A 20,769-nucleotide genomic window follows, 5' to 3' on the forward strand; every position below is an offset into this window, starting at 1 on the left:
AGATTATGAAGAAAATATTACTACTGACTACCGTTACTGCCCTGTTGAGCAGTTGCGGTATATATACCAAATATCAGCCTGAAACGACTGCACCCGATAACCTTTACGGTGAGGAGACGGCAGCAGTCGATACCACGAATCTGGGCAATGTGGATTGGCGTGAATTATTCACCGACCCGCAGTTGCAGGCGCTTATTGAGCAGGGGTTGGAAAGCAACACCGATTACCTGTCTGCACAGCTCCGTGTAGAAGAGGCGAAAGCCACACTGCTCTCTGCTAAGTTAGCTTTCCTTCCCTCGTTTTCCCTTGCTCCGCAAGGTACAGTGAGCAGTTTTGACAAGCAAAAGGCGGCACAGACTTATTCTTTGCCCGTCACTGCCAGTTGGGAGCTGGATATCTTCGGTCGGATGCGTAACGCCAAGCGTCAGGCGAAGGCTTTGTATGCTCAGAGCCGGGACTATCAACAGGCGGTCCGTACTCAGTTGATAGCAGGGATAGCCAATACTTATTATACCTTGCTGATGCTCGATGAACAACTGTCCCTGACTCAACAAACCGAACAGGCTTGGAAAGAAACCGTGACCTCCGCCCGTGCCTTGATGGAAGCGGGGCAATACAATGAAGCGGGAGTTTCACAGATGGAAGCAACCTATTATAGTGTCCAGACTTCCGTCCTCGATCTGAAAGAGCAAATTAATCAGGTAGAAAACAGCCTTGCGTTGCTCCTTGCCGAAACGCCTCGTCATTATGAGCGCGGAACATTATCTGCACAGCGTTTTTCGCAAGACCTTTCGGTAGGCATTCCCGTGCAGATGCTTGCCAACCGTCCCGATGTCCGTTCGGCAGAACGTTCGCTGGAAGCAGCATTCTATGGAACAAATCAGGCACGTTCTGCGTTTTATCCTTCCATTGTGTTGAGCGGGAGTGCCGGATGGACCAACGCTGCGGGAAGCATGATTGTCAATCCCGGTAAGTTCCTGGCTTCGGCTGTTGGCTCACTTACTCAACCGCTGTTTAACAGGGGCCAGGTCATCGCTCAATACCGCATATCGAAGGCACAGCAGGAAGAGGCTCGCCTTTCTTTCGAACAGGCTCTCTTGAATGCCGGCAGTGAGGTAAATGATGCATTGACCGCTTGCCAGACAAGCCGGGAGAAGACGGTGTTGTTTGATAAGCAGATAGTATCCTTGCAAAAAGCATTGAAAAGTACCTCCTTACTGATGGAACATGGAACTACAAACTATCTCGAAGTGCTGACCGCCCGGCAGACTTTGCTGAGTGCACAACTTTCGCAAACGGCCAACCGCTTCACCGAGATACAAAGTGTGATTAGTCTTTATCAGGCATTGGGAGGAGGAAGAGAATAAGAAAGATATACTGTTATCTTCATAGCGATGAAGGCTAAAAGGGCTGCTCGGAAAGTGATTTTAGAGCAGCCCGCTTTCATCTTAATATATCTTCTTATGGAATATCAAGTTTTCAGACATGAGTCCTGAGTACTCAAAAACAAATCCCGAATATTCACATTTTAACAATGAATATTCGGGATTATATTATTATGATGCTGTTACGGACTTATTCAAACTTTCCGTAGCGTGTCGGCAACAGTTTGCGGTCGCCCAATGTATTATCTACTCTCGCTACATTAATCCAGAACTTGTTTTCACGTACTGTTTCGATAGGATAAGCAGCTTTTTCGCGACTGTAGCTGTGGTTCCATTCATTGGCAACTACTTCGTATTCGGGATGGGGAGCATTGAGCAATACATTATCTTCCTTGTCCGCTTTGCCCTCTTTCACTTCCTGAATTTCCTGCCAGATGGTCTGCATCACATTTACAAAGTTATCCAATTCCCAAAGACTTTCACTCTCGGTAGGTTCAATCATTAACGTACCGTGTACGGGGAAAGACAGGGTAGGTGCATGATAACCGTAATCCATCAGACGTTTGGCAATATCATTTTCGCTGATACCTGCTTCTTCATGCAGATAACGGCAGTCCAGAATCATTTCGTGTCCTACAAACCCTGTAGCACCTGTGTAGACAATGCCATAAGTATCTTTGAAACATGCAGCCAGATAGTTAGCACTCAGAATAGCGGTTTTGGTAGCACGTGTCAATCCTTCGGCGCCCATCATACAGATATACCCATATGTGATTGGCAGGATACCTGCGCTGCCATAAGGAGCAGAGGAAACTTCATTGGAACTGTTTCCGAAAATGGAATGTCCCGGAAGGAACGGAACCAGATGTTCGGCTACACAAACAGGACCTACACCGGGGCCGCCGCCACCATGAGGACTGGCGAAGGTCTTATGCAAGTTAAGATGGCAGACGTCTGCACCGATAGTGCCCGGATTAGTTAAACCAACCTGTGCATTCATATTGGCCCCATCCATATATACTTGTGCACCGCACTTATGGATAATTTTACAAATCTCGGCTATCTCAGGTTCAAATATTCCGTGAGTGGACGGATAAGTAATCATCAATGCTGCCAGCTCGTCTTTGTGCTCTTCAGCCTTGGCACGCAAATCTTCTACATCTACATTACCTTTCTCATCGCAAGCACAAGTGACGGTAGTGTAACCGCATTGTACAGCCGATGCCGGGTTTGTTCCGTGGGCAGAAGCAGGAATCAATATCTTGTTACGGTGGCCTTGGCCAATGCTGTCCAGATAAGCGCGGATGACACGCAGACCGGTATATTCGCCTGCAGCACCCGAGTTAGGTTGGAGAGTGACTCCCGCAAATCCGGTAATCACTTTTAATTGCTCGCTTAAGTTATTGATTAGTGTCTGATATCCTTTTGCTTGGTCTTCAGGTACTAATGGGTGAATAGCCATCCATCCCAAGTTACTCAGTGGAAGCATTTCTGAAGCGGCATTTAGTTTCATGGTACATGAGCCGAGTGAAATCATGGAATGTGCCAAAGAGATATCTTTGCGTTCCAGACGTTTGATGTAACGCATCATTTCTGTTTCGGTGTGGTACTTGTTGAATACTTCATGTGTCAGGAATGAAGTGCGGCGGCGTAAGTCGCGGTTCAGTGAGGATGCTTCGGGGATGTCGGTTACTTCCTGCATGGTTTCTTCGGCGGCAATAGAGAAGATGGAGAGTAGAAGATTGACATCTTTCAAATCTGTTGTTTCATCGATGCTGAAGCCTACATCACCATTGTCGTAGTAACACAAGTTCACTTCTTTGCTCAATGCAATCGTGCGGAGCTTTTGTGCCGATACATGGTCGGGCAGGCTGAAACGCAAGGTGTCGAAAAATATTTCATTGTGCTGTATGTAGCCTAGACGTGCCAGGGCTTTGTTCAGCCAGGTAGTGATACTGTGGATGCGCTTGGCAATGTTCTTGATGCCTTCTTGTCCGTGATATACCGCATAGAAACCTGCCATTGTAGCAAGCAAAGCCTGTGCTGTACAGATGTTGGAAGTTGCTTTTTCACGTTTGATGTGTTGTTCACGGGTCTGTAAAGCCATACGATAACAAACTTTGCCGTATTTATCTTTAGACAGACCGATGATGCGTCCCGGCATATTGCGTTTATATTCGTCACGTGTGGCAAAATATGCTGCTGACGGGCCACCATAGAATAAAGGAATACCTAATCGCTGGGTGCTTCCGAACACAATGTCTGCTCCCCATTCGCCTGGAGGCAGGAGTAGGGCAAGGCTTAGGATATCTGCATCTACCGCTACTTTACAATTGGCAGCGTGAGCTTTTTCTACAAACTCACGATAATCTTCTACGCTGCCGCTGGCATTCGGATATTGAAGGATGCAGGCAAATATTTCAGGAGTAAACTCCAGTTCTTTGTAACTGCCTACTTTGATTTCCATCCCTTGCGGAATAACGCGCGTTTGGATAACCGCCAAGTTCTGTGGGAAAATACTCTCGTCTACGAACAATACATTAGCACCTTTCTTTTGTTGGTCGCGGCTGCGAAGTCCGTACATCATGGTTGCGGCTTCTGCCGCTGCGGTGGCTTCATCCAACAAAGAGCAGTTGGCAAGAGGCATCGCCGTGAGGTCGGAAATTACGGTCTGGAAGTTGAGTAATGCTTCTAGACGTCCTTGCGAGACTTCTGTTTGATAAGGAGTGTAAGAGGTGTACCATGCCGGATTTTCAAACACATTACGTTGAATAACGGCGGGAGTGATGGTATCATACCAGCCCATACCGATGTAAGAGGTGTAAATCTTGTTTAGAGAGGCCAGTCCTGCAATATGTTCGGCAAATTCGCGTTCGGTCATCGGAGCTTCCAATGCCAATGGCTCTTTCAAACGAATCTTGGACGGAATGGTCTTGTTAATCAGTTCATCAAGGCTTTTTACGCCTATTTTTTCCAACATAGCGGGAAGGTCAGCTTCCTGAATGCCGATATGTCGGTCGGCTAATAAATCTGTTTTCATGGTTTAATAATAGGTTTATATTTTTAATATCGTATCTGCTGCTTACAGATGATTCCGGGCTTGTTGTCGGGATTCATAATAAATTGAAACAGCAGGGTTTATGTTTATTTTATCTGAAAAAAGGATTGTTTCTCTTTTCGGCACCGATAGTGGTCGGGTCTCCATGTCCGGGATAAACTATTGTGTCACCGGGCAGAACAAATAAACGGCTGCAAATATGTTCGCGCAGTTCGTCGAAGTTTCCTCCTGTGAGGTCTGCGCGGCCGATACTTCCCTGAAACAAAACATCACCGCTAAACAGGCAGCTTTCTTCTTTGCAATAATAAACAATACTACCGGGAGAGTGTCCGGGAACATGAATTGCTTCCAATTTGGTGTTTCCGAAGGTAATGATATCTCCGTCGCATACATATTTTCCCAGCGGAACGGCTGGCTCGGGCAATTGGAAGCCGAACATCCGCGCCTGTGCCTCTGCTTGGTTCAGCCAAAATTCGTCTGCTTGGTTGGCTTCCGCTTTTAAACCATATTCTTTCAGCAGAAAAGGATTACCGAAAATGTGGTCCAGATGCAGATGTGTGTTCAGCAGATGTTTCACGTTCAGTCCGTTGTCATCGATATATCTCTTTAAAGCCTGCTTTTCTTCTTCATAAAAACAGCCGGCATCGATGATTACCGCTTCTTTGGTTTCGTCCGATAATACGTAGCAGTTTACCGGAAACATGTTGAACTCGAATCTTTTTATTTTCATGGTGCTTCAATCTATATAATTTAGCCGTTGATGGTTACGTAAACTACTTTCTTTGTTTCAAAAAAGTCCTCGCTGAACTCATCTTTCAAGTCGTAAATAACTGTCTTATGCTTTACAGGCATTGTTTCCTGTCCCAATTCTCCTCCTTTCAGGCAAATCAGTCCGTTGGGGAGGGCATTGTGTTGCTCTTGCGAGATGTTCTTGCGAATTATTTTTATCAAGTCTCCTAAAGGCATGACGGCGCGGCTTACGACGAAATCGAATTTCTCTTTTTCTTCTTCGGCACGGCAATGACGGAAAGTGACATTGGCCAGTCCGATGGCGTCGGCTACTTCGGCCGCTACTTTTACTTTTTTTCCAATACTGTCTATTAAGTGGAATTTAGTTTCGGGAAAGAGAATTGCCAAAGGAATGCCCGGAAAGCCACCACCCGTCCCGAGGTCCATGATGCGGGTACCGGGAGTGAAATTTATCACTTTGGCGATGCCTAACGAATGGAGCACGTGGTGTTCGTAAAGGTTAGTAATGTCTTTACGTGAAATCACGTTGATTTTACTGTTCCAGTCAGTATATAAATCATACAGGGCGGCAAACTGTTCTTTTTGCTTCTCTGTGAGATGGGGAAAGTATTTTAAAATTAATTCCATTCTGTTTCTTAGTTGTTGGGTTGATGTATCATGTACTTTTCTATTTCTGTATAGGGCAGTGAAAGGACGATGGTTCCCACTGCATACGGGGCAATATCATATTTGTTGTATAAGAACGATGCTTCGTCTTTCTCCAATAAGAAATTATCGGGTACATATATATTGGTTGAGTTCAGTATTCCTTCATTTTGTAAATCTTCCAAGGATTGGATTTTGTTATTATCCAGTCTTGTTGCCATTTCTTCAATCAGTTTTTCCAGCAACATTTTGCTCATCGGAACTTCTGAACCTGCCATGAATACGTCTTTCAGTGTCAGTCGTTTGCCGGTATTCTTGTCAAAGTTCAGCCAGTTTTCCCATTGGTTGGGGTGTGCGCCTCCTGAATATTCGAAAGTAACAGCGGTATAATTCAGGATGCCCTCTTTGCCGTCTTTGAATTGAGTGGTCAGGCTGTATTCATAATTGTACCATGAAGGGAGTTCATCTTTCGAAGTACCGTTTTTGATATCTTCCTCATATAAATCCGCTACACCGTTACGGTATTCGCGTACATAAACATTCTTAAAAGAGTCTACAGCAGCCTGCGGTTCCATTTCGGCATACTTCTTTCCTAAAATTGTGGACTGAACAGTATGGTTAATTCTGTGTGCAATGGTGTCATTGCTATTGTCTTCTGCTAAATAAGCGTAATCAATAGTCATTTTACAGGCAGGAGAGGTTGTATTATCTTCCAAATGCACATCCTCTTTCAAATTTATATATTCCACTGTATTACTATCCATTTGTTTTTGTCCGTTACATCCTGACAATAAAAAGCAGGAGACAAGATAGGTTGCCATAACAGACGTCATTATATTTCGTCTTTTCATGTCTTTTTGTTAATTAATTCGAGTTCTATATCCAAACTTTCTCCACAAATATAGGATAACTTCGCGAATTGTCCTCTTAAAAAACGAAAATATATTCGTCTTTTAGCAACTGAGTTGCATGAACTTTTTCCTAAATTTGTCCGTTAAATAATAGATAAGCAAATAAAGAAAAAGATATATGAGCAAGATTACTAAAAAAGTATATCCCGTCACGGGGATGCATTGTGCGGCGTGTGCTAATAATGTAGAGAAAATAGTAAAGAAACAAGAAGGAGTGGAAGAGGCATCAGTCAATCTGGCTGCTGCTTCTCTGACTGTGGGTTTCAATTCTGATGTCGTTTCGCCGGAACAGTTGAAAGATGCTGTGATGAAGATAGGTTTCGATTTGATAATTGATGAAGACAACTCTGTGGAGGAACAGGAAGAAGCGGAGCATTCCTATTATGCGCAACTAAAGCGAAAAACTCTAGTGGCATGGATATTTGCTCTGCCGGTGGCTTTTATGGGAATGTTTTTTATGGATGCTCCGGGCATAAATTGGTGGATGCTTGTGTTATCGTTGCCTGTATTACTTTATTCCGGACGTACTTTCTATGTTAATGCATGGAAGCAGGCTAAACAGTTTACCAGTAATATGGATACTTTAGTGGCACTGAGTACTTCCATTGCCTTTTTGTTTAGTTTATTCAATACAATTTATCCTGAGTTCTGGTTTGAACGAGGACTGGAGCCTCACGTATATTATGAAGCAGCAACGGTGATTATTGCCTTTGTACTTGTAGGGAAGTTGATGGAGGAAAAAGCAAAAGGAAAAACTTCTACGGCGATTCGTAAATTAATGGGCCTGCAACCGAAGACGGCCCGCATTTTGCGCGATGGCAAAGAGGAGGATATTCTTATTTCCGAATTAAAGAAGGGCGATAAAGTAAGTGTACGTCCGGGAGAATGTGTTCCGGTGGACGGACTTATTGTAGAAGGAGATACTTTTATAGATGAGAGTATGATAAGCGGTGAACCTATTCCAGTAGAGAAAAAGTTGAATGATAAAGTGCTTGCCGGTACGATAAATCAAAATGGTGCTTTTGTCATGAGTGCAGAGAAGGTGGGAAGAGAAACGGTATTGGCACAGATTATCCGTATGGTGCAGGAAGCACAAGGTTCAAAGGCTCCCGTACAGCGCATTGTAGATAAGGTTACGGCTGTTTTCGTGCCGACGGTGTTGGCTATAGCCATTCTTACTTTTTCCGTTTGGATGATAGTGGGTGGTGTGGATGATTTCTCTTATGCAATGCTTTCAGCCGTCTCTGTATTGGTTATTGCCTGTCCGTGTGCTTTGGGATTAGCTACACCTACTGCTTTGATGGTTGGTATAGGTAAAGGAGCCGAAGCTCATATTCTGATTAAAGATGCTGTGGCACTGGAGCAGATGCGAAAGGTGGATACGGTGGTACTTGACAAGACCGGAACTGTAACAGAAGGCCGTCCGGCAGTGACCGGTTGGTTACATGATGCCGGTTGGGTAAACGAACATAAAGGTATTTTGTATGCAGCGGAATTGAAATCCGAACATCCGTTGGCACTTGCCATTGTAGAGGAATTGAAGAAGGATGGTAATAAGCCCGCTATTATAGATTCTTTCGAAAGCCGTACAGGGCGTGGCATTGTTGTGACTCGAGGAGGTAAAACATACTGGGCAGGTAGTCATCGTTTGTTAAATGATTTCGGTGCGGAAGTGTCCGACCTGCTTAAAGGTATGGTGGAGGAATACGAGCGTAGTGGTAAAAGTCTGGTTTACTTTGGCGAGGGGGACACATTATTGGCTGTCATTGCTATAAGTGATAAGGTGAAGCCGACATCTATCCAGGCAGTGAAGCAGATGCAGGCAGAAGGCAAATATGTTGTATTGCTGACAGGTGACGGACATCTGACTGCACAAAATGTGGCAGGAGAAATTAATGCCAACCTTTTCATAGCCGAAGCTTTGCCGGATGATAAAGAAAATGTGATTAAAGAATTGCAGCGTGAGGGTAGGGTAGTTGCCATGGTCGGTGATGGTATCAATGATTCGCAGGCGTTGGCCCGTGCCGACGTGAGCATTGCGATGGGTAAGGGTACGGATATTGCAATGGATGTGGCAATGGTTACATTGATGACCTCAGATTTGCTGTTGCTCCCAAAGGCGTTTAAATTATCTCGTAAAACGGTAAGACTGATACATCAGAATCTTTTCTGGGCATTTATATACAATTTGATTGGTATTCCTATTGCAGCAGGTATCCTGTTTCCGATGTATGGCATTTTATTGAATCCGATGATTGCCAGTGCTGCCATGGCTTGCAGCTCGGTTAGTGTGGTGCTAAATAGCTTAAGCCTCAATTGGCGAAGACTGTAAACTGTTTTTTATTATAGGGGATGAGCTCGTTTCTCCCCTATAATAAAACGGCAAATAATTAGTAGGGTGTCGTTCTTCCTCTTTGTACTTCTATGCGGATACCGAAATTACCATTCTCCGATTTCATCTCGAAAGCACCGTTAAAGTTATTCTTTTCCCATGGCAACGCACTTGGGTTTCTAACCTTATTACCATCCGCATCATATTCTCCGTAGGTCGTTATTTTCCATCCGTTTTTGAGCTTGAAGGTAGCACTTTGCAGAGTAGGAGGCATAGCGCCGAAACCATAAGCGCCAAAGCCATACATCCCGAATCCGGAATATCCGCGTGAGAATATGGTCGCGTTTTCTTTTCCGTAAGTGATATCCGGATTAAGCTGAAACAGTTTATAATAATCTTTGGTGTTTCCCATACTGTAGACGTCATAAGTAAGTTGTGGAGGAACCAGGCGCATGGGAGTTGCTATCTTCATCCCCATATCCAGAATAAAGCCGTCATCATATACTTTGTAATTATCCATAGATATGCCGTGGATGGTGTCGGTGGGCACTTCCGACTGTGCATAAGCTGCCAAGGACAGCAAATACAATGAAACGGATAATATAAACTTTTTCATAATTCGTAAACATTCTGTTGTGACAAAGATAACTCTTCTTTCTATAACCCTGCAGATGCTTTCGCAATTTTTAGGAATAAACAAGTCGTGTTATCCTCTTTGTTGTATCTCTTCTTTGTATAGCTTTTCAAAGATACTTCTCAGCCTCTCCTCATCTGCCAAAATAGCACGTAACTCTTCCAACTGATGGGCATTGGAAGACTGGGGTATCCATAACTTTAGATATCCTCCGTAGGCATATTTGTTCCGCAGGTGGGCGACGGCACGCTCATATTGCGCCTCTTTTTCCAGCTTGGGATAATTGGATAAACCATATTGAACGGCACGGCGCAGGCTCACTTCGGGGTTGATAATCCGGTCGGCTTCTGCTACAATTTTCCCATAAATACTTCGGGGAGCCTGTTTGTTTGATGCACGATGGTCTTCCACGGCTTCTTTCATGGTTTGCAGTTGTGCTTCACTGAACCATTCCCGTAGTTTTTCATCGGCTGCCAGAATCTTTCCCGAAACCAAATGATGAAATTCCCGTCCTTCGCATAACCCCAAATCATGGTAAGCTGCAATGGCATATACCATTGCGGTTTCCACTTCGTAATATTGTGCCAGCTTCATACTTTCTTCCATTACCTTTTCGACATGATCCAGACGGTGAGCTTTGTCAAAAGCCTCATATCGGGGAAGAATGTTTTTTGCGATATGCTCACGTAGGTCAATCGGTATTTCTTTATTGGATAGTGCCATATTCTTTAGCTTGTTTTGAGTTGCAAATATACGATAAATATCTTTTCTATGCAGGGGATAAGAAACTTTTATGTATCAGACATTCGCGCAATTTATCGAGCAAATAGGTACAGCTCTCGCCCTTGCGACGTCTGATGCCGATATAAGCGTCATAGAAACTTTGCACATTGAGACGAATACCAAACCACTCTTGCCGAAGAATCCGGTCACTTCGTTCATGGCATCTTCCCGTCATCGATACGTTTCATTTCGTGCAAGGCACATATCAATTCGACCAGTTCGATAACGGCTCTCGTCCAACGTCGTTTGCATACATGAGGTCTTGGCGGATAAGTATCTTCGTAGCGATATCTCCAATTTCTATTACAGTTAAATATTTGTTATTCTGAATCATATAAGAATCATAAATCATCTAATAACAGATTTATCAAAACTCATTTTTAGCAACCACGTCTGTACTGTTTTCTGTGCTTGTAGCTGCGAATTTTGCGCGGTTGTGCCTTTTATGGCAAGCCCTTCACTTACCGTAGCTCCTTTGCAGGCATCTTTCAGTTTACGTTCCGTACCCGACAGCCCGCTACCCTCGTGCGTACAGAACGGAACGACAGTTTTCCCGTTCCAATTATGCTTCTCGATAAAGGTATAGACCGCCATCGGCATATCTCCCCACCAGTTGGGATACCCCAAGAAGATAATATCGTAATCCTCGACTTTTGCATCACCTTTTACTTCCGGGCGTGCATTGCTTTCTTTCTCCGTTTTCGCAACCTCTACGCAAGCCTTGTATTCATCCGGGTAAGGTTTGACCGTTTCTATTTGGAACAACTTGCCTCCGGTCTCTTTCGCAATCATTTCGGCAATGATATGGGTATTTCCCTTTTCGATATTTCCCACCGCATAGTTCTCACCCGTCCGGGAGAAGAAAACCACAAGTACTTTCTTACTATTTTTCATATCTGTTGTTTGAGACGTATTACCCTGCGCATGAACGGTAAATGCACACGCGCAAAGCATCATTAAAATTGATATTATATTTTTCATAACTCCATTGATTTGATTGTTTCATTTTTCGGGCTTCAACGCTCCATAAAAGTAGGATGCCGTAGCGCCGCCATCAATGAGGAAATCGGCTCCCGTGATAAACGCTCCCCGGTCACTCATCAGCAACTCGGCTACGTTAGCAATCTCGTCCGCCGTACCGGGACGCCCTGCCGGACACTTGGCGAACATATTCTTGTAAAAATCGCCTCTCGGCCCGTTGAACTCATCCAATGCCAGCGGGGTTACGACAATCCCCGGAGAGATGGAGTTGATACGGGCATCCCGTTCACCCCATTTCACGGCCTCGGCCATTACACGTTTCACGTTGCAGCGTTTGGCCATCTGGTAAGCGTGCAGCGTATCCCGGATATTTTGAGGTTGAAGAATATCGAGCGCGAGCAATTCCTCTGTCGGTGTGCAGGCCAGTTGTTCGTCCTCATCGGCAGTGAGTGCAGGCATTCGGTATCCCGGCTGGAAATCGTAATGCCGACACCACCTTCTTTGATAACTTTACCGACTTCTTCAAGCAAAACGGCAGTTCCGTATAAATCCACTTTCAATATGGTTTCTATCGAAGCCTGCGACGGCGATACGCCCGCCGCATTAACAAGCATCGAAAACTCACCGTATTTCCGGGCCTCGGCAATCAGGCTCAATATGGATGCTCTGGATGAAAGATCCATTTCAACGGGTATTGCATCGAACTCGGCATTATTCATGATTCGGGCAACATCTTCCGCATTTTCCATCTTCTTATCACCCACAACTATTTTCTTTCCATAGCCCATGCGACGGGCTATTGCCATACCAATCTGACCGGCTCCGGTCAATATCATTACATCTAGTTTCATTTTCTAAATCTATTACTTTAATTATTATTCTTAGTAGTTTCAAAATTACGGTATTGCCGATTGCCCGACCTTAACCCGATTACGGATTCTCTTACCGAAATTACGGATTCTGGCCTTCTTATGATATTGATAAATGGGGTAATTCTTATATTTGCCGTCAGAAAAACAACAAAGCAATGAATAAAGAACTATTGAATATTACAACCGTTACAGAATATAATGATATGCTGGGTGTGGAGACCTTGCATCCGTTGGTGAGTGTAATCGACTTGTCGAAAGCGAAGCCGATGAAACATATGAAACACACTTTCAGTTTTTATGTCGTATTTCTGAAAGACGAGAAGAATTGCGAGTTGGTTTACGGACGCCAGCGTTACGATTATCAGAAAGGTTCTGTCGTGTGTCTTGCACCCGGACAGGTAATCGGGGTGGAAGACACGGGAGAGACTTTCCAGCCTCAAGGGTGGGCACTCTGCTTCGATCCGGAACTGATACGAGGGACATCGCTCGGTCGCAACATCCGGGAGTATTCCTATTTCTCATACAAGGTGAATGAAGCCCTGCATCTGTCGGAACGGGAACGAAAATTGTTTATTGACTGTCTGGAGAAGATTCGGAACGAGTTGGAACACACTATCGACCGTCTTAGCAAACGACTGATCGCGACCAATATCGAACTGTTGCTGGATTACTGCCTGCGTTTTTATGAACGACAGTTTATTACACGGGAGCCGGCTAATCACGATGCACTGACCCGCTTTGAAACGTTACTCGACGATTATTTCCAGTCGGGAAAAGCGCAACAGAACGGTCTGCCGACAGTCAAATATTGTGCCGGCGAGCTATGCTTGTCGCCCAATTACTTCGGTGACCTGATAAAAAAAGAAACCGGAAAATCAGCCCAAGAATACATACAATTCAAGGTTATGGATATAGCCAAAGAACGTATCTTGAATCCGGAAAAGTCCATCAGCCAGATTGCCTATGAATTGGGCTTTCAATACCCGCAACATTTCACACGGTTGTTCAAGAAAGTGGTGGGACAAACCCCGAATGATTATAAAGGGCAGGCAATAACAGCGTAAATACGGATATGGAAGAATTTAGAATCGACATGCGCAAGCCTGAAGAGGCCGACCCCGCCGAAGGGATTCGTTGTATGCAGCTTTGCTTTAAGATTAACCACACCATGCCTATGACCGAAGAGTACAACCGGCTTGTGTCGGAGCTTTTTATGGGGAACATAGGCGAGGGAAGTCGTGTTATGCCTCCTCTGACAGTGGTACGAGGCAATAGCGTAAAAATAGGTCGGAATGTGGTAGTGATGAATAATTCGCTCTTCATGGCTGCCGGAGGTATTACCATCGAAGATGATGTGATGATAGCCGCCAATGCGCAACTTATCTCAAACAATCACGATTTATACAATCACCAGATTTTGACCTGCAAACCCGTCAGGCTGAAACGTAACTGCTGGATCGGTGCAGGAGCTACCATTCTCCCCGGCATTACGGTCGGAGAAAATGCGGTAGTAGCCGCTGGTGCGGTTGTTACCCACGATGTCGAGGATAATACGGTAGTGGGCGGCAATCCGGCTAAAGTGATTAAACGAATATAATCCCACCAGTCTATTTAAAAAGGGAACAAGATACTACCACAGGCAATGGCATCTTGTTCCCTTTACTTTTTATCGAGATTATATATTCTATCTTCAAAGTATCAGAGCGTTTCGAGTAATTCGATAAGACGTTCAGCGTGCGCCACCGATACATTTTTTTGTTGCTCGATAAGTTCCGGTGTGGTACGGTTGCCATAACTTACACCACAGGTATAAACACTGCCGCTATACTCCATTTGAGTCAGTCGGCAGGTTGCTTTGTAGCAAGCCAAAAATTCGTCGATTATGTAGCCCATCGCCCCCTCATGGCTATATAGTGTTTCGGGAGCTCCCGTTGTGAAAGAGAGAACGAGTTTCTTGCCTTTGAGCTTGTCTCCGGTACTTCCGTGCGAGAATCCGTGACGGAAAGTCTCTTCCATCCAACGTTCCAATATGGAGGGTGCGGAGTACCAAAATAGGGGGAACTGCAACACGATGATGTCTGCCCGGAGCAATTTCTGCTGTTCGGCTTCCACATCGATTTTGAAGTCGGGATAGAGTTCGTCCAGCTTTACGATTTCGGCTTCCGGCAGCCGTTCATTCAAGGTCTCGAGAATCGTTTTATTGGCCACGGATGCGGCGAGGTCTGTATGGCCGCTGATAATCAATACCAATGTCCCGGATTTTCTTGTTTTCATCATTCTGTATCTTTTACTTGTTTATCTTACTAGTTTTATTCCCCAATCCATATTCCCGGTAGCACTAAGTGCGGCTACCCAGAACGAACCGAGCATTTCAGTGTAGCGGGACATACTGATATTTCCTAAATCAAGGGTATCCTCCCAGCCGAAATCCTTTAATAAAACCGCTACTTCGGCTTTTGCGTCAGCATCGTTACCGCAATAGAAGCCCGTAATGGCTTCCGGTAGTAGCCTCGGATGAACCATCAATTGATTGCAGAGATAGTTCAGCGTTTTTACGACTTTTGTGTCCGGCAGAAATTTTTGGGCTTCTTCTCCCAAACTGGTTGTTCCGCTCCACTTCGAATCGAGTGAAATATGCCCGTCCTTGTAGATGTACGGATTTGCCAAGTCGATTAACAGTTTCCCGTTCAGATTTTCTTTTCCGGCAGCATTCAGAGCTTCGAGCGAGTGAATGCCCTGGACACAGTTGAATACTTTTTCACCGAATCGGGCAGCATCGGCAAAAGTGCCGTGAGAAGCCCGCTCACCATTGTTTTTTGCCCAGCATGCAGCTTTCTCATTGGTAGCACTGCGTGCCCCCATCATGACTTCATGACCGAGTTCGGTCAATTTCGTGGCGATGGCGTGAGCCACATCGCCTGTTCCCAATATTCCGTATTTCATACTTTTATTTCTTATTGTGAGGGTTAAATTGCTTGTCGTAATTCAGAAGGAATTTTACGAGTTCGGGATTACGGTGCGACCAACGGAAGTCGGCAGGTTTGTCGAGCGGACGGATACTTTCCATATCTTCCGATGTAAGCGCAAAATCGAATACATCCAGATTTTGTTTCATACGTTCGATGTGCGTGCTTTTCGGAATAGCGATGATGCCGCGTTGCACCAAGTAACGCAGGGCGACTTGTTGCACCGTTTTATCGTATCGTTCGGCCAAAGTCGTTAGTACAGGATTGGTCAGAAGGTCGGGATCGCCTTGTGCCAGCGGCGCCCAAGCCATAATCCGTGTATCATAGGAGTTCATTTCGGCTTCAGCGTCCCACTGCTGACTGAATACATTGGTTTTTAATTGGTTTACGGCAGGTTTTATTTCGGCACATTCGGCCATATCCACGAAGCGGTCGGGATAGAAGTTCGAGAGTCCGATGGCACGGACTTTTCCGGCCTTTACCGCTTTTTCCATCGCCCGCCATGTTCCCGGATAGTCGCTGAACGGCTGGTGGATAAGTAGCAGGTCGATGTAATCGGTGCGCAACTTACGTAGCGATTCGTCGATGCTGCGGGTTGCCTTTTCCTCTCCGGCATTGGTAATCCAGACTTTGGTGGTGAGAAAAAGTTCATCACGGGACACGCCGCATTTGGCAACGGCATTACCCACGCCCTCTTCGTTATAATAAGCCTGCGCCGTTTCTATCAACCGATAACCTGCGCCGATGGCATCGAGCACGCAACGCTCACACTCTTCGGGCGATACTTGAAATACACCATATCCTACTATCGGCATTTCGATGCCGTTGTTTAATTTTACAGTCTGCATATCATTCTGTTTTAAGGGTTAATATTCTATTTGAGCAATATCGGCGCTCTGCATATCGAAAGCCTCTTCTGCTTTTTCCGCCATGTCGATATGTGTCCGGCTCCGGATCAACACATCGAAAGCGGCCTTGTCTTTAAGGTCGACGACCATCATCACGGCATCGGGACGTCCGAACAGTCCGCGTGTACGACCTACCATGATCTCTTCAATAACCGTTTCTTTTTCTTTCATGGCACGCATTTCAGCCATCTTTTGTTCTACCACGTCATCGGAAATTCCTTCCTTGACATTGATGATGAATACATGACGTAACATATTTCTTTTTTATAAATTATTCGTGTATGCGATGTAACCCGATACCTTTTACCGTAGGCAAGTCCATGTCATCGTAGAGAGGACTTTTCCCTGTCTCCAGCAGGGCAATGGCATCTATTTCCTCTTTGGACAGCGTGAAATCGAGGATATTGAAGTTCTCGATCATCCGCTCCTTGTGTACGGATTTCGGGATAACCACGATATTACGCTGATTCAGCCAGCGGAGAATCACGGCTCCGACGCCCTTACCGTGCCGCTCTGCTATCGCTTTCAATGTAGGATGATTGAATATGTCATTCTGCCCTTCGGCAAAAGGTGCCCATGCTTCGTGCTGGATGCCTTCCTGCTGTAAGAAAATATTAGCAGCCTGCTGCTGGAAAAACGGATGGGTTTCAAGTTGGTTTACGACAGGTCTTATTTCGTTATGCAAGAAAAGGTCTTGCAGGCGTTCGTTGGAAAAACTCGTGACCCCGATAGCCCGGATACGTCCCTCTTTATAGAGCCGTTCCATCGCCCGCCATGCGGCATAGTAATTTCCGTAGGGTTTGTGCATCAAATAGAGGTCGAGGTAGTCCAATCCGAGCTTTTTCATTGAGAGGTCGAAAGCCCGCAACGCATCGTCGTACTCGTAGTCCTGCACCCACAATTTGGTGGTTATGAAAAACTCTTCACGTTTGATGCCGCTTTGCCGGATGGCATTTCCCAACTGTTCTTCATTGAAATAGGCCGCAGCCGTATCGAATTTCCGATAACCGATCTCGATAGCATCATTCACGGCTCGTTCCGTTTCATTTTCAGGAATCTGAAAGACACCGAACCCGATGGCAGGCATCATTACTCCATTGTTTAATCTTACATTTTTCATATCCTTTATGGTTTTTAATTCTGATGCAAAATTACAGAGTACCTATTATTTTATCGTTGCATTATTCGGGGAAGAATTTTCACTATTCGTGGTTTTTTGTTATTTTCGCAGGAGATGAAAGAAAGAATGAGACATACAGACTTCGACGGGATTATTTTTGCTGATACATTGCAGGAATTTAATGCCTTACGATATGCAGGAAGAGTAATCCATATTCTTTGCAGCGAAGGAAATATGGGTTTCACGTTTCAGGATACCCGTTATAACATCGCGGCCGGGGATTATGTAATTCTGCCCAACGCCACACTCGTATCGGAATTTTCGGATTCCGAAGACTTTCAAGGTATCCTGATGAATCTTTCGGATGCGTTCGTTTCCTCGATTGCTATTCGCAGCAATTACGGCATTATTGGGTATCTGTCACTCTTGCAGAATCCGGCAACGTCTGAAAGATAAAGAGCATCTGTTTTGGGAAGAATTGATGGGAAGCCTGCTCACAGCACACATCCTCGACCTCTATGATATTCATGCACGCAGTCAGAATAACGTGGATGTGTCGGAACATATAACCTCGTTGCTTCGGAAATTCATAGAGCTGTTATATAACGGCGAATATATCCGAAACCGGGATCTCGATTTTTACGCTTCCCGACTTTGCATTACTCCTCATTACCTATCGGAGATATGTAAAAAGGTAAGTGGTAAACCTGCCACGTATTGGATTGACCGCTTTACTCTTCAAGAGATTACCCGTTTGCTGCGACAAAAAGAATTGTCTTTAACTACGATTGCCGAGCGAATGAATTTCTCATCTGTTTCTTATTTTAGTCGATATGTACAGAAGAGAATGAAAATAACTCCGTCGGAGTATAGAAAGGATACGTATATTCGTTAATTTCTATGGCATTTAATGTAAAACAAACGAAATAAGGATAGCCGTTTTTGTACGACCGTCCTTAATTTAAATCTTCATTATTCTTCCATTTGTAGAAAAGGAAGTTTATTGAATATCTAACCCTTTCCGCCAGACTGTTTTCTCCGTTCAGGCAACAAGTCGGACGGTTGAACAGAATCACATATATTACTCTAAATTCCGCCTGCTCCAGCATACTGGTATATTCACCAATTGAAGGGAAATAGAAAGAAAAGGCATAATCCATATCTTTTTTCAAAACTTATCCTCAAAGAGGCATGTACCATTGCCACATACCCTTTTCCTCCAAATTCACAGACAAGTTGCTCATGTAGTTTCAATGTCCGGTTGACCTGCCTTAATAACAGAGGCTGTTTCTCTTTATCAATCCAATGAAACAGTTTATAGAGTACGATATTATCACGGACAGGTACGCCTCCGTTAGTCATGTGCCTGTCTGTCGGTATAGGAGTATTCCGGCAATGGCCTTTCCCAATATTTCTTCCACCAACCCACGGGGGTACATATCAGCCGTATCGAACCTATTCAGACCGGCATCTGCACATATCCACCATACGTGTAGCCTCAGACATCTCTGTGTGGCCTTATCCTTCAAACCCGTGTGTACCACCGAAAGTGGCGGTTCCCAAAGTCAATGTCCGAACAAAAAGTCCGGTTCCATTTAGATTTCTATATTCCATTGAGTATAAAATTAAAAATGATTATTAAACTAATAATAGCAATACCGACAAGCAGGTGACAGCAGTTGTGAAATAGCGGAATCCCTTCTCCGGCAGTTTTTTAACTAATGCAATTCCCAACACACCGCCTATAATAATAAAAGGAATGGTATAGGCATCTAATATCAGTGAGGAGGTGGTGATATTGCCCCATGCAAATATCTGCACGGGAATCTTCAGGTAGTTGATGACCAAAAAGAACCAAGCATTCGTCCCTACAAAACTATATTTGGGCATCTTGACCGATAGCAGGTAAATGGCCATCACAGGCCCCGCCGCATTGCCTATCATTGTGGTGAAGCCGCCCATCAGTCCGAATAAAGGTCCGTACCACCAGTGGGAGGAAAGCGTATTTTCCTTACCTTTCCAGTCTGACCAGAACATCACAAGCAGTACCACTAAAAGACAGCCACCCATTAGGTGCTTGAACTCGGCGGGAGGAATTAGCTTGTCAACAAACAGCGCGACGGCAAACCCTACTAAAGCAGAAGGTAATAATTTCAGTATATACCTCCATTCAGCAATCCTGCGATAATATAGGACAGCTATCAAATCAGCCACACATAAGATGGGCAATATCAACCCGGTAGAAGGTTTGGCTCCGAAAGTCATTGCCATCATTGGCACAGCAAGCAAGCTGATACCTTGAATACCGGTTTTAGACATACCGATAAGCAGAGCAGACAAAAACAGCATCCCCCAGTCGGAAGGTGACTGTATCCACATCGAAAAGTCCATTATCTTAATATACAGCCGTTATAATCCAAGTACCTTTTTGAGCTCGTTACGCATAACTTCAGCATCCACATCCACACCTGTCCAGTATTTCACGGCAATCACAGCCTGATTGACAAGCATGTTCATACCCGGAAGTACGTGTTGGCATCCGCGTGCCATCGCATCCTTGACAAAATGGGTGTACACCGGATTAGGAATGCAGTCGGCTACGACCATGTTAGGTAACAAGGTGTCGGAATCCATGTTCAGACGCTGGTTCACATTCGGATAAAGTCCTACGGAAGTGGCATTAATCACGATGTCCGTATCGGCCGGAATCCGGTAAGAATGATTCCATAAGACAAAGTCTGCTTTGGCGGGTGTCTTGCCATTCAGCAAATCGGCCAGTTCCCGTCCTGCGTTATCGATATTCAAAATAGTAATGGATGCAGCTTCCGCCAAAGCCATTTCTACACCAATGGCACGTGCAGCACCACCAGCTCCGAACAGAACCACCTTCTTGCCTTGGATGGAGGTCACTTCCGAAATGGCTTTCACAAAGCCTTTCCCATCCGTATTCTCACCTCTGGTCCTTTTGTCTTTCCCGATGATGACCGTATTGACAGCCCCTATAATTTTAGCAGAGTCTCCCAACTCGTCCAGATATTGTATAACCTTGATTTTGTTGGGAATGGAACAGTTGAATCCTCTCCAGCCCATGGCCTTAGCTCCGTTTACGGCAGCTTCCAAATTATCCGGTCCTACCTCACAGTTGATATATCTGTAGTGCATACCGTGATGCTTGAAAGCGGCTTCCATGATAGCCACAGTAGGATTTTCGGACGCGGGTTTTGCAAATGAACCGACTAACCCCGGCAAAAAATCGGGAGCCGGAGTGTAATTTTTTAAATCATTGATACTCATAATCGGATAATTATATTGGTTACTAAATTCTACAATTTCAGGAAGGCGGAACACTGTGCCGTCATCGTTGGCCAACTCGCACAATACGGCACAAGGTATTTTCGATAATAAATCCTCCTTGCTCACCTCA

Annotated in this window: 22 protein-coding genes and 2 pseudogenes; 6 read left to right on the forward strand and 18 right to left on the reverse strand. The window is 44.9% G+C overall.

Annotated elements, in window-relative coordinates; genetic code table 11:
* The first annotated feature begins 5 nt into the window (after positions 1-5).
* Positions 6-1,367: an efflux transporter outer membrane subunit gene (locus IR173_RS08895; protein WP_237039298.1), complete on the forward strand. Its 1,362-nt coding sequence runs from the start codon at positions 6-8 to the stop codon at positions 1,365-1,367.
* Positions 1,368-1,575: 208 nt separating this feature from the next.
* Here the strand turns inward: IR173_RS08895 and gcvP are convergent, their stop codons facing one another.
* The 4 genes from gcvP to IR173_RS08915 all read right to left on the reverse strand — a co-directional run bounded on the left by gcvP (position 1,576) and on the right by IR173_RS08915 (position 6,689).
* Entirely contained in the window at positions 1,576-4,425 is a 2,850-nt protein-coding gene (gcvP, locus tag IR173_RS08900; RefSeq protein WP_237039299.1) for an aminomethyl-transferring glycine dehydrogenase, read from the reverse strand.
* A gap of 109 nt (positions 4,426-4,534) precedes the next feature.
* Entirely contained in the window at positions 4,535-5,173 is a 639-nt protein-coding gene (locus IR173_RS08905; RefSeq protein WP_237039300.1) for an MBL fold metallo-hydrolase, read from the reverse strand.
* A 20-nt stretch (positions 5,174-5,193) separates the two neighbouring features.
* On the reverse strand, positions 5,194-5,820 hold the full coding sequence (gene rsmG, locus IR173_RS08910; protein ID WP_237039301.1) for a 16S rRNA (guanine(527)-N(7))-methyltransferase RsmG: 627 nt from the start codon (positions 5,818-5,820) through the stop codon (positions 5,194-5,196).
* An 8-nt stretch (positions 5,821-5,828) separates the two neighbouring features.
* On the reverse strand, positions 5,829-6,689 hold the full coding sequence (locus tag IR173_RS08915) for an RsiV family protein (RefSeq protein ID WP_237039302.1): 861 nt from the start codon (positions 6,687-6,689) through the stop codon (positions 5,829-5,831).
* A 178-nt stretch (positions 6,690-6,867) separates the two neighbouring features.
* Between IR173_RS08915 and IR173_RS08920 the strand changes: the two genes are divergently transcribed.
* Positions 6,868-9,081, forward strand: a complete 2,214-nt coding sequence (locus IR173_RS08920; RefSeq protein WP_237039303.1) for a heavy metal translocating P-type ATPase — start codon at positions 6,868-6,870, stop codon at positions 9,079-9,081.
* A gap of 58 nt (positions 9,082-9,139) precedes the next feature.
* On the opposite strand, the gene IR173_RS08925 is transcribed toward IR173_RS08920, so the two are convergent.
* The 5 genes and pseudogenes from IR173_RS08925 to IR173_RS08945 all read right to left on the reverse strand — a co-directional run bounded on the left by IR173_RS08925 (position 9,140) and on the right by IR173_RS08945 (position 12,330).
* Positions 9,140-9,697 carry a hypothetical protein gene (locus IR173_RS08925; RefSeq protein ID WP_237039304.1) on the reverse strand — a complete coding sequence of 186 codons (558 nt, stop codon included), beginning with the start codon at positions 9,695-9,697 and terminating at the stop codon, positions 9,140-9,142.
* 90 nt (positions 9,698-9,787) lie between these two features.
* Positions 9,788-10,438 (reverse strand): HD domain-containing protein, encoded by a 651-nt coding sequence (locus IR173_RS08930; protein WP_237039305.1) that lies wholly within the window; start codon positions 10,436-10,438, stop codon positions 9,788-9,790.
* A gap of 46 nt (positions 10,439-10,484) precedes the next feature.
* Positions 10,485-10,673 (reverse strand): hypothetical protein, encoded by a 189-nt coding sequence (locus tag IR173_RS08935; RefSeq protein WP_237039306.1) that lies wholly within the window; start codon positions 10,671-10,673, stop codon positions 10,485-10,487.
* A 173-nt stretch (positions 10,674-10,846) separates the two neighbouring features.
* Complete coding sequence (locus IR173_RS08940) at positions 10,847-11,392, reverse strand: flavodoxin (protein ID WP_237039307.1); 546 nt, start codon at positions 11,390-11,392, stop codon at positions 10,847-10,849.
* Positions 11,393-11,500: 108 nt separating this feature from the next.
* A pseudogene (locus tag IR173_RS08945) lies at positions 11,501-12,330 on the reverse strand (SDR family oxidoreductase).
* A gap of 176 nt (positions 12,331-12,506) precedes the next feature.
* Between IR173_RS08945 and IR173_RS08950 the strand changes: the two are divergent.
* Positions 12,507-13,415 (forward strand): helix-turn-helix domain-containing protein, encoded by a 909-nt coding sequence (locus IR173_RS08950; RefSeq protein ID WP_237039308.1) that lies wholly within the window; start codon positions 12,507-12,509, stop codon positions 13,413-13,415.
* Positions 13,416-13,423: 8 nt separating this feature from the next.
* Complete coding sequence (locus tag IR173_RS08955; protein WP_237039309.1) at positions 13,424-13,948, forward strand: acyltransferase; 525 nt, start codon at positions 13,424-13,426, stop codon at positions 13,946-13,948.
* A 101-nt stretch (positions 13,949-14,049) separates the two neighbouring features.
* Here the strand turns inward: IR173_RS08955 and IR173_RS08960 are convergent, their stop codons facing one another.
* Genes IR173_RS08960 through IR173_RS08980 form a run of 5 tightly spaced genes read right to left on the reverse strand, consistent with a single transcriptional unit; the run spans position 14,050 to position 17,345 of the window.
* Complete coding sequence (locus tag IR173_RS08960; protein ID WP_237039396.1) at positions 14,050-14,625, reverse strand: NAD(P)H-dependent oxidoreductase; 576 nt, start codon at positions 14,623-14,625, stop codon at positions 14,050-14,052.
* Between the two features lie 21 nt (positions 14,626-14,646).
* Positions 14,647-15,294, reverse strand: a complete 648-nt coding sequence (locus tag IR173_RS08965; RefSeq protein WP_237039310.1) for an NADPH-dependent F420 reductase — start codon at positions 15,292-15,294, stop codon at positions 14,647-14,649.
* A gap of 4 nt (positions 15,295-15,298) precedes the next feature.
* Entirely contained in the window at positions 15,299-16,165 is an 867-nt protein-coding gene (locus IR173_RS08970) for an aldo/keto reductase (protein WP_237039311.1), read from the reverse strand.
* An 18-nt stretch (positions 16,166-16,183) separates the two neighbouring features.
* Positions 16,184-16,480: a hypothetical protein gene (locus IR173_RS08975; RefSeq protein WP_237039312.1), complete on the reverse strand. Its 297-nt coding sequence runs from the start codon at positions 16,478-16,480 to the stop codon at positions 16,184-16,186.
* A 16-nt stretch (positions 16,481-16,496) separates the two neighbouring features.
* Complete coding sequence (locus IR173_RS08980; protein WP_237039313.1) at positions 16,497-17,345, reverse strand: aldo/keto reductase; 849 nt, start codon at positions 17,343-17,345, stop codon at positions 16,497-16,499.
* A gap of 126 nt (positions 17,346-17,471) precedes the next feature.
* Between IR173_RS08980 and IR173_RS08985 the strand changes: the two genes are divergently transcribed.
* Positions 17,472-17,801 carry a hypothetical protein gene (locus IR173_RS08985; RefSeq protein ID WP_237039314.1) on the forward strand — a complete coding sequence of 110 codons (330 nt, stop codon included), beginning with the start codon at positions 17,472-17,474 and terminating at the stop codon, positions 17,799-17,801.
* A 25-nt stretch (positions 17,802-17,826) separates the two neighbouring features.
* Complete coding sequence (locus IR173_RS08990) at positions 17,827-18,240, forward strand: helix-turn-helix domain-containing protein (RefSeq protein ID WP_237039315.1); 414 nt, start codon at positions 17,827-17,829, stop codon at positions 18,238-18,240.
* Positions 18,241-18,301: 61 nt separating this feature from the next.
* On the opposite strand, the gene IR173_RS08995 is transcribed toward IR173_RS08990, so the two are convergent.
* The 4 genes and pseudogenes from IR173_RS08995 to IR173_RS09005 form a co-directional block, all read right to left on the reverse strand.
* Positions 18,302-18,505 (reverse strand): hypothetical protein, encoded by a 204-nt coding sequence (locus tag IR173_RS08995; protein ID WP_237039316.1) that lies wholly within the window; start codon positions 18,503-18,505, stop codon positions 18,302-18,304.
* A 225-nt stretch (positions 18,506-18,730) separates the two neighbouring features.
* Positions 18,731-18,959, reverse strand: a pseudogene (locus IR173_RS18220) (aldo/keto reductase); the annotation flags it as partial.
* Between the two features lie 24 nt (positions 18,960-18,983).
* Entirely contained in the window at positions 18,984-19,724 is a 741-nt protein-coding gene (locus IR173_RS09000) for a sulfite exporter TauE/SafE family protein (protein ID WP_237039317.1), read from the reverse strand.
* 30 nt (positions 19,725-19,754) lie between these two features.
* Complete coding sequence (locus IR173_RS09005; protein WP_237039318.1) at positions 19,755-20,765, reverse strand: 3,4-dihydroxy-2-butanone-4-phosphate synthase; 1,011 nt, start codon at positions 20,763-20,765, stop codon at positions 19,755-19,757.
* Positions 20,766-20,769 lie beyond the last annotated feature (4 nt).

The organism is Phocaeicola faecalis (assembly GCF_021730445.1).
In the GTDB taxonomy this organism is placed as follows: Bacteria; Bacteroidota; Bacteroidia; order Bacteroidales; family Bacteroidaceae; genus Phocaeicola; species Phocaeicola faecalis.

What these genes read in the sequence shown, in the direction of transcription:
- IR173_RS08895 (WP_237039298.1), top strand. Translation starts at nt 6, where the DNA reads ATGAAGAAAATATTACTACTGACTACCGTTACTGCCCTGTTGAGCAGT.
- gcvP (WP_237039299.1), bottom strand. Translation starts at nt 4,425, where the DNA reads ATGAAAACAGATTTATTAGCCGACCGACATATCGGCATTCAGGAAGCT.
- IR173_RS08905 (WP_237039300.1), bottom strand. Translation starts at nt 5,173, where the DNA reads ATGAAAATAAAAAGATTCGAGTTCAACATGTTTCCGGTAAACTGCTAC.
- rsmG (WP_237039301.1), bottom strand. Translation starts at nt 5,820, where the DNA reads ATGGAATTAATTTTAAAATACTTTCCCCATCTCACAGAGAAGCAAAAA.
- IR173_RS08915 (WP_237039302.1), bottom strand. Translation starts at nt 6,689, where the DNA reads ATGAAAAGACGAAATATAATGACGTCTGTTATGGCAACCTATCTTGTC.
- IR173_RS08920 (WP_237039303.1), top strand. Translation starts at nt 6,868, where the DNA reads ATGAGCAAGATTACTAAAAAAGTATATCCCGTCACGGGGATGCATTGT.
- IR173_RS08925 (WP_237039304.1), bottom strand. Translation starts at nt 9,697, where the DNA reads ATGAAAAAGTTTATATTATCCGTTTCATTGTATTTGCTGTCCTTGGCA.
- IR173_RS08930 (WP_237039305.1), bottom strand. Translation starts at nt 10,438, where the DNA reads ATGGCACTATCCAATAAAGAAATACCGATTGACCTACGTGAGCATATC.
- IR173_RS08935 (WP_237039306.1), bottom strand. Translation starts at nt 10,673, where the DNA reads ATGACGGGAAGATGCCATGAACGAAGTGACCGGATTCTTCGGCAAGAG.
- IR173_RS08940 (WP_237039307.1), bottom strand. Translation starts at nt 11,392, where the DNA reads ATGAAAAATAGTAAGAAAGTACTTGTGGTTTTCTTCTCCCGGACGGGT.
- IR173_RS08950 (WP_237039308.1), top strand. Translation starts at nt 12,507, where the DNA reads ATGAATAAAGAACTATTGAATATTACAACCGTTACAGAATATAATGAT.
- IR173_RS08955 (WP_237039309.1), top strand. Translation starts at nt 13,424, where the DNA reads ATGGAAGAATTTAGAATCGACATGCGCAAGCCTGAAGAGGCCGACCCC.
- IR173_RS08960 (WP_237039396.1), bottom strand. Translation starts at nt 14,625, where the DNA reads ATGAAAACAAGAAAATCCGGGACATTGGTATTGATTATCAGCGGCCAT.
- IR173_RS08965 (WP_237039310.1), bottom strand. Translation starts at nt 15,294, where the DNA reads ATGAAATACGGAATATTGGGAACAGGCGATGTGGCTCACGCCATCGCC.
- IR173_RS08970 (WP_237039311.1), bottom strand. Translation starts at nt 16,165, where the DNA reads ATGCAGACTGTAAAATTAAACAACGGCATCGAAATGCCGATAGTAGGA.
- IR173_RS08975 (WP_237039312.1), bottom strand. Translation starts at nt 16,480, where the DNA reads ATGTTACGTCATGTATTCATCATCAATGTCAAGGAAGGAATTTCCGAT.
- IR173_RS08980 (WP_237039313.1), bottom strand. Translation starts at nt 17,345, where the DNA reads ATGAAAAATGTAAGATTAAACAATGGAGTAATGATGCCTGCCATCGGG.
- IR173_RS08985 (WP_237039314.1), top strand. Translation starts at nt 17,472, where the DNA reads ATGAGACATACAGACTTCGACGGGATTATTTTTGCTGATACATTGCAG.
- IR173_RS08990 (WP_237039315.1), top strand. Translation starts at nt 17,827, where the DNA reads ATGGGAAGCCTGCTCACAGCACACATCCTCGACCTCTATGATATTCAT.
- IR173_RS08995 (WP_237039316.1), bottom strand. Translation starts at nt 18,505, where the DNA reads ATGGATTATGCCTTTTCTTTCTATTTCCCTTCAATTGGTGAATATACC.
- IR173_RS09000 (WP_237039317.1), bottom strand. Translation starts at nt 19,724, where the DNA reads ATGTGGATACAGTCACCTTCCGACTGGGGGATGCTGTTTTTGTCTGCT.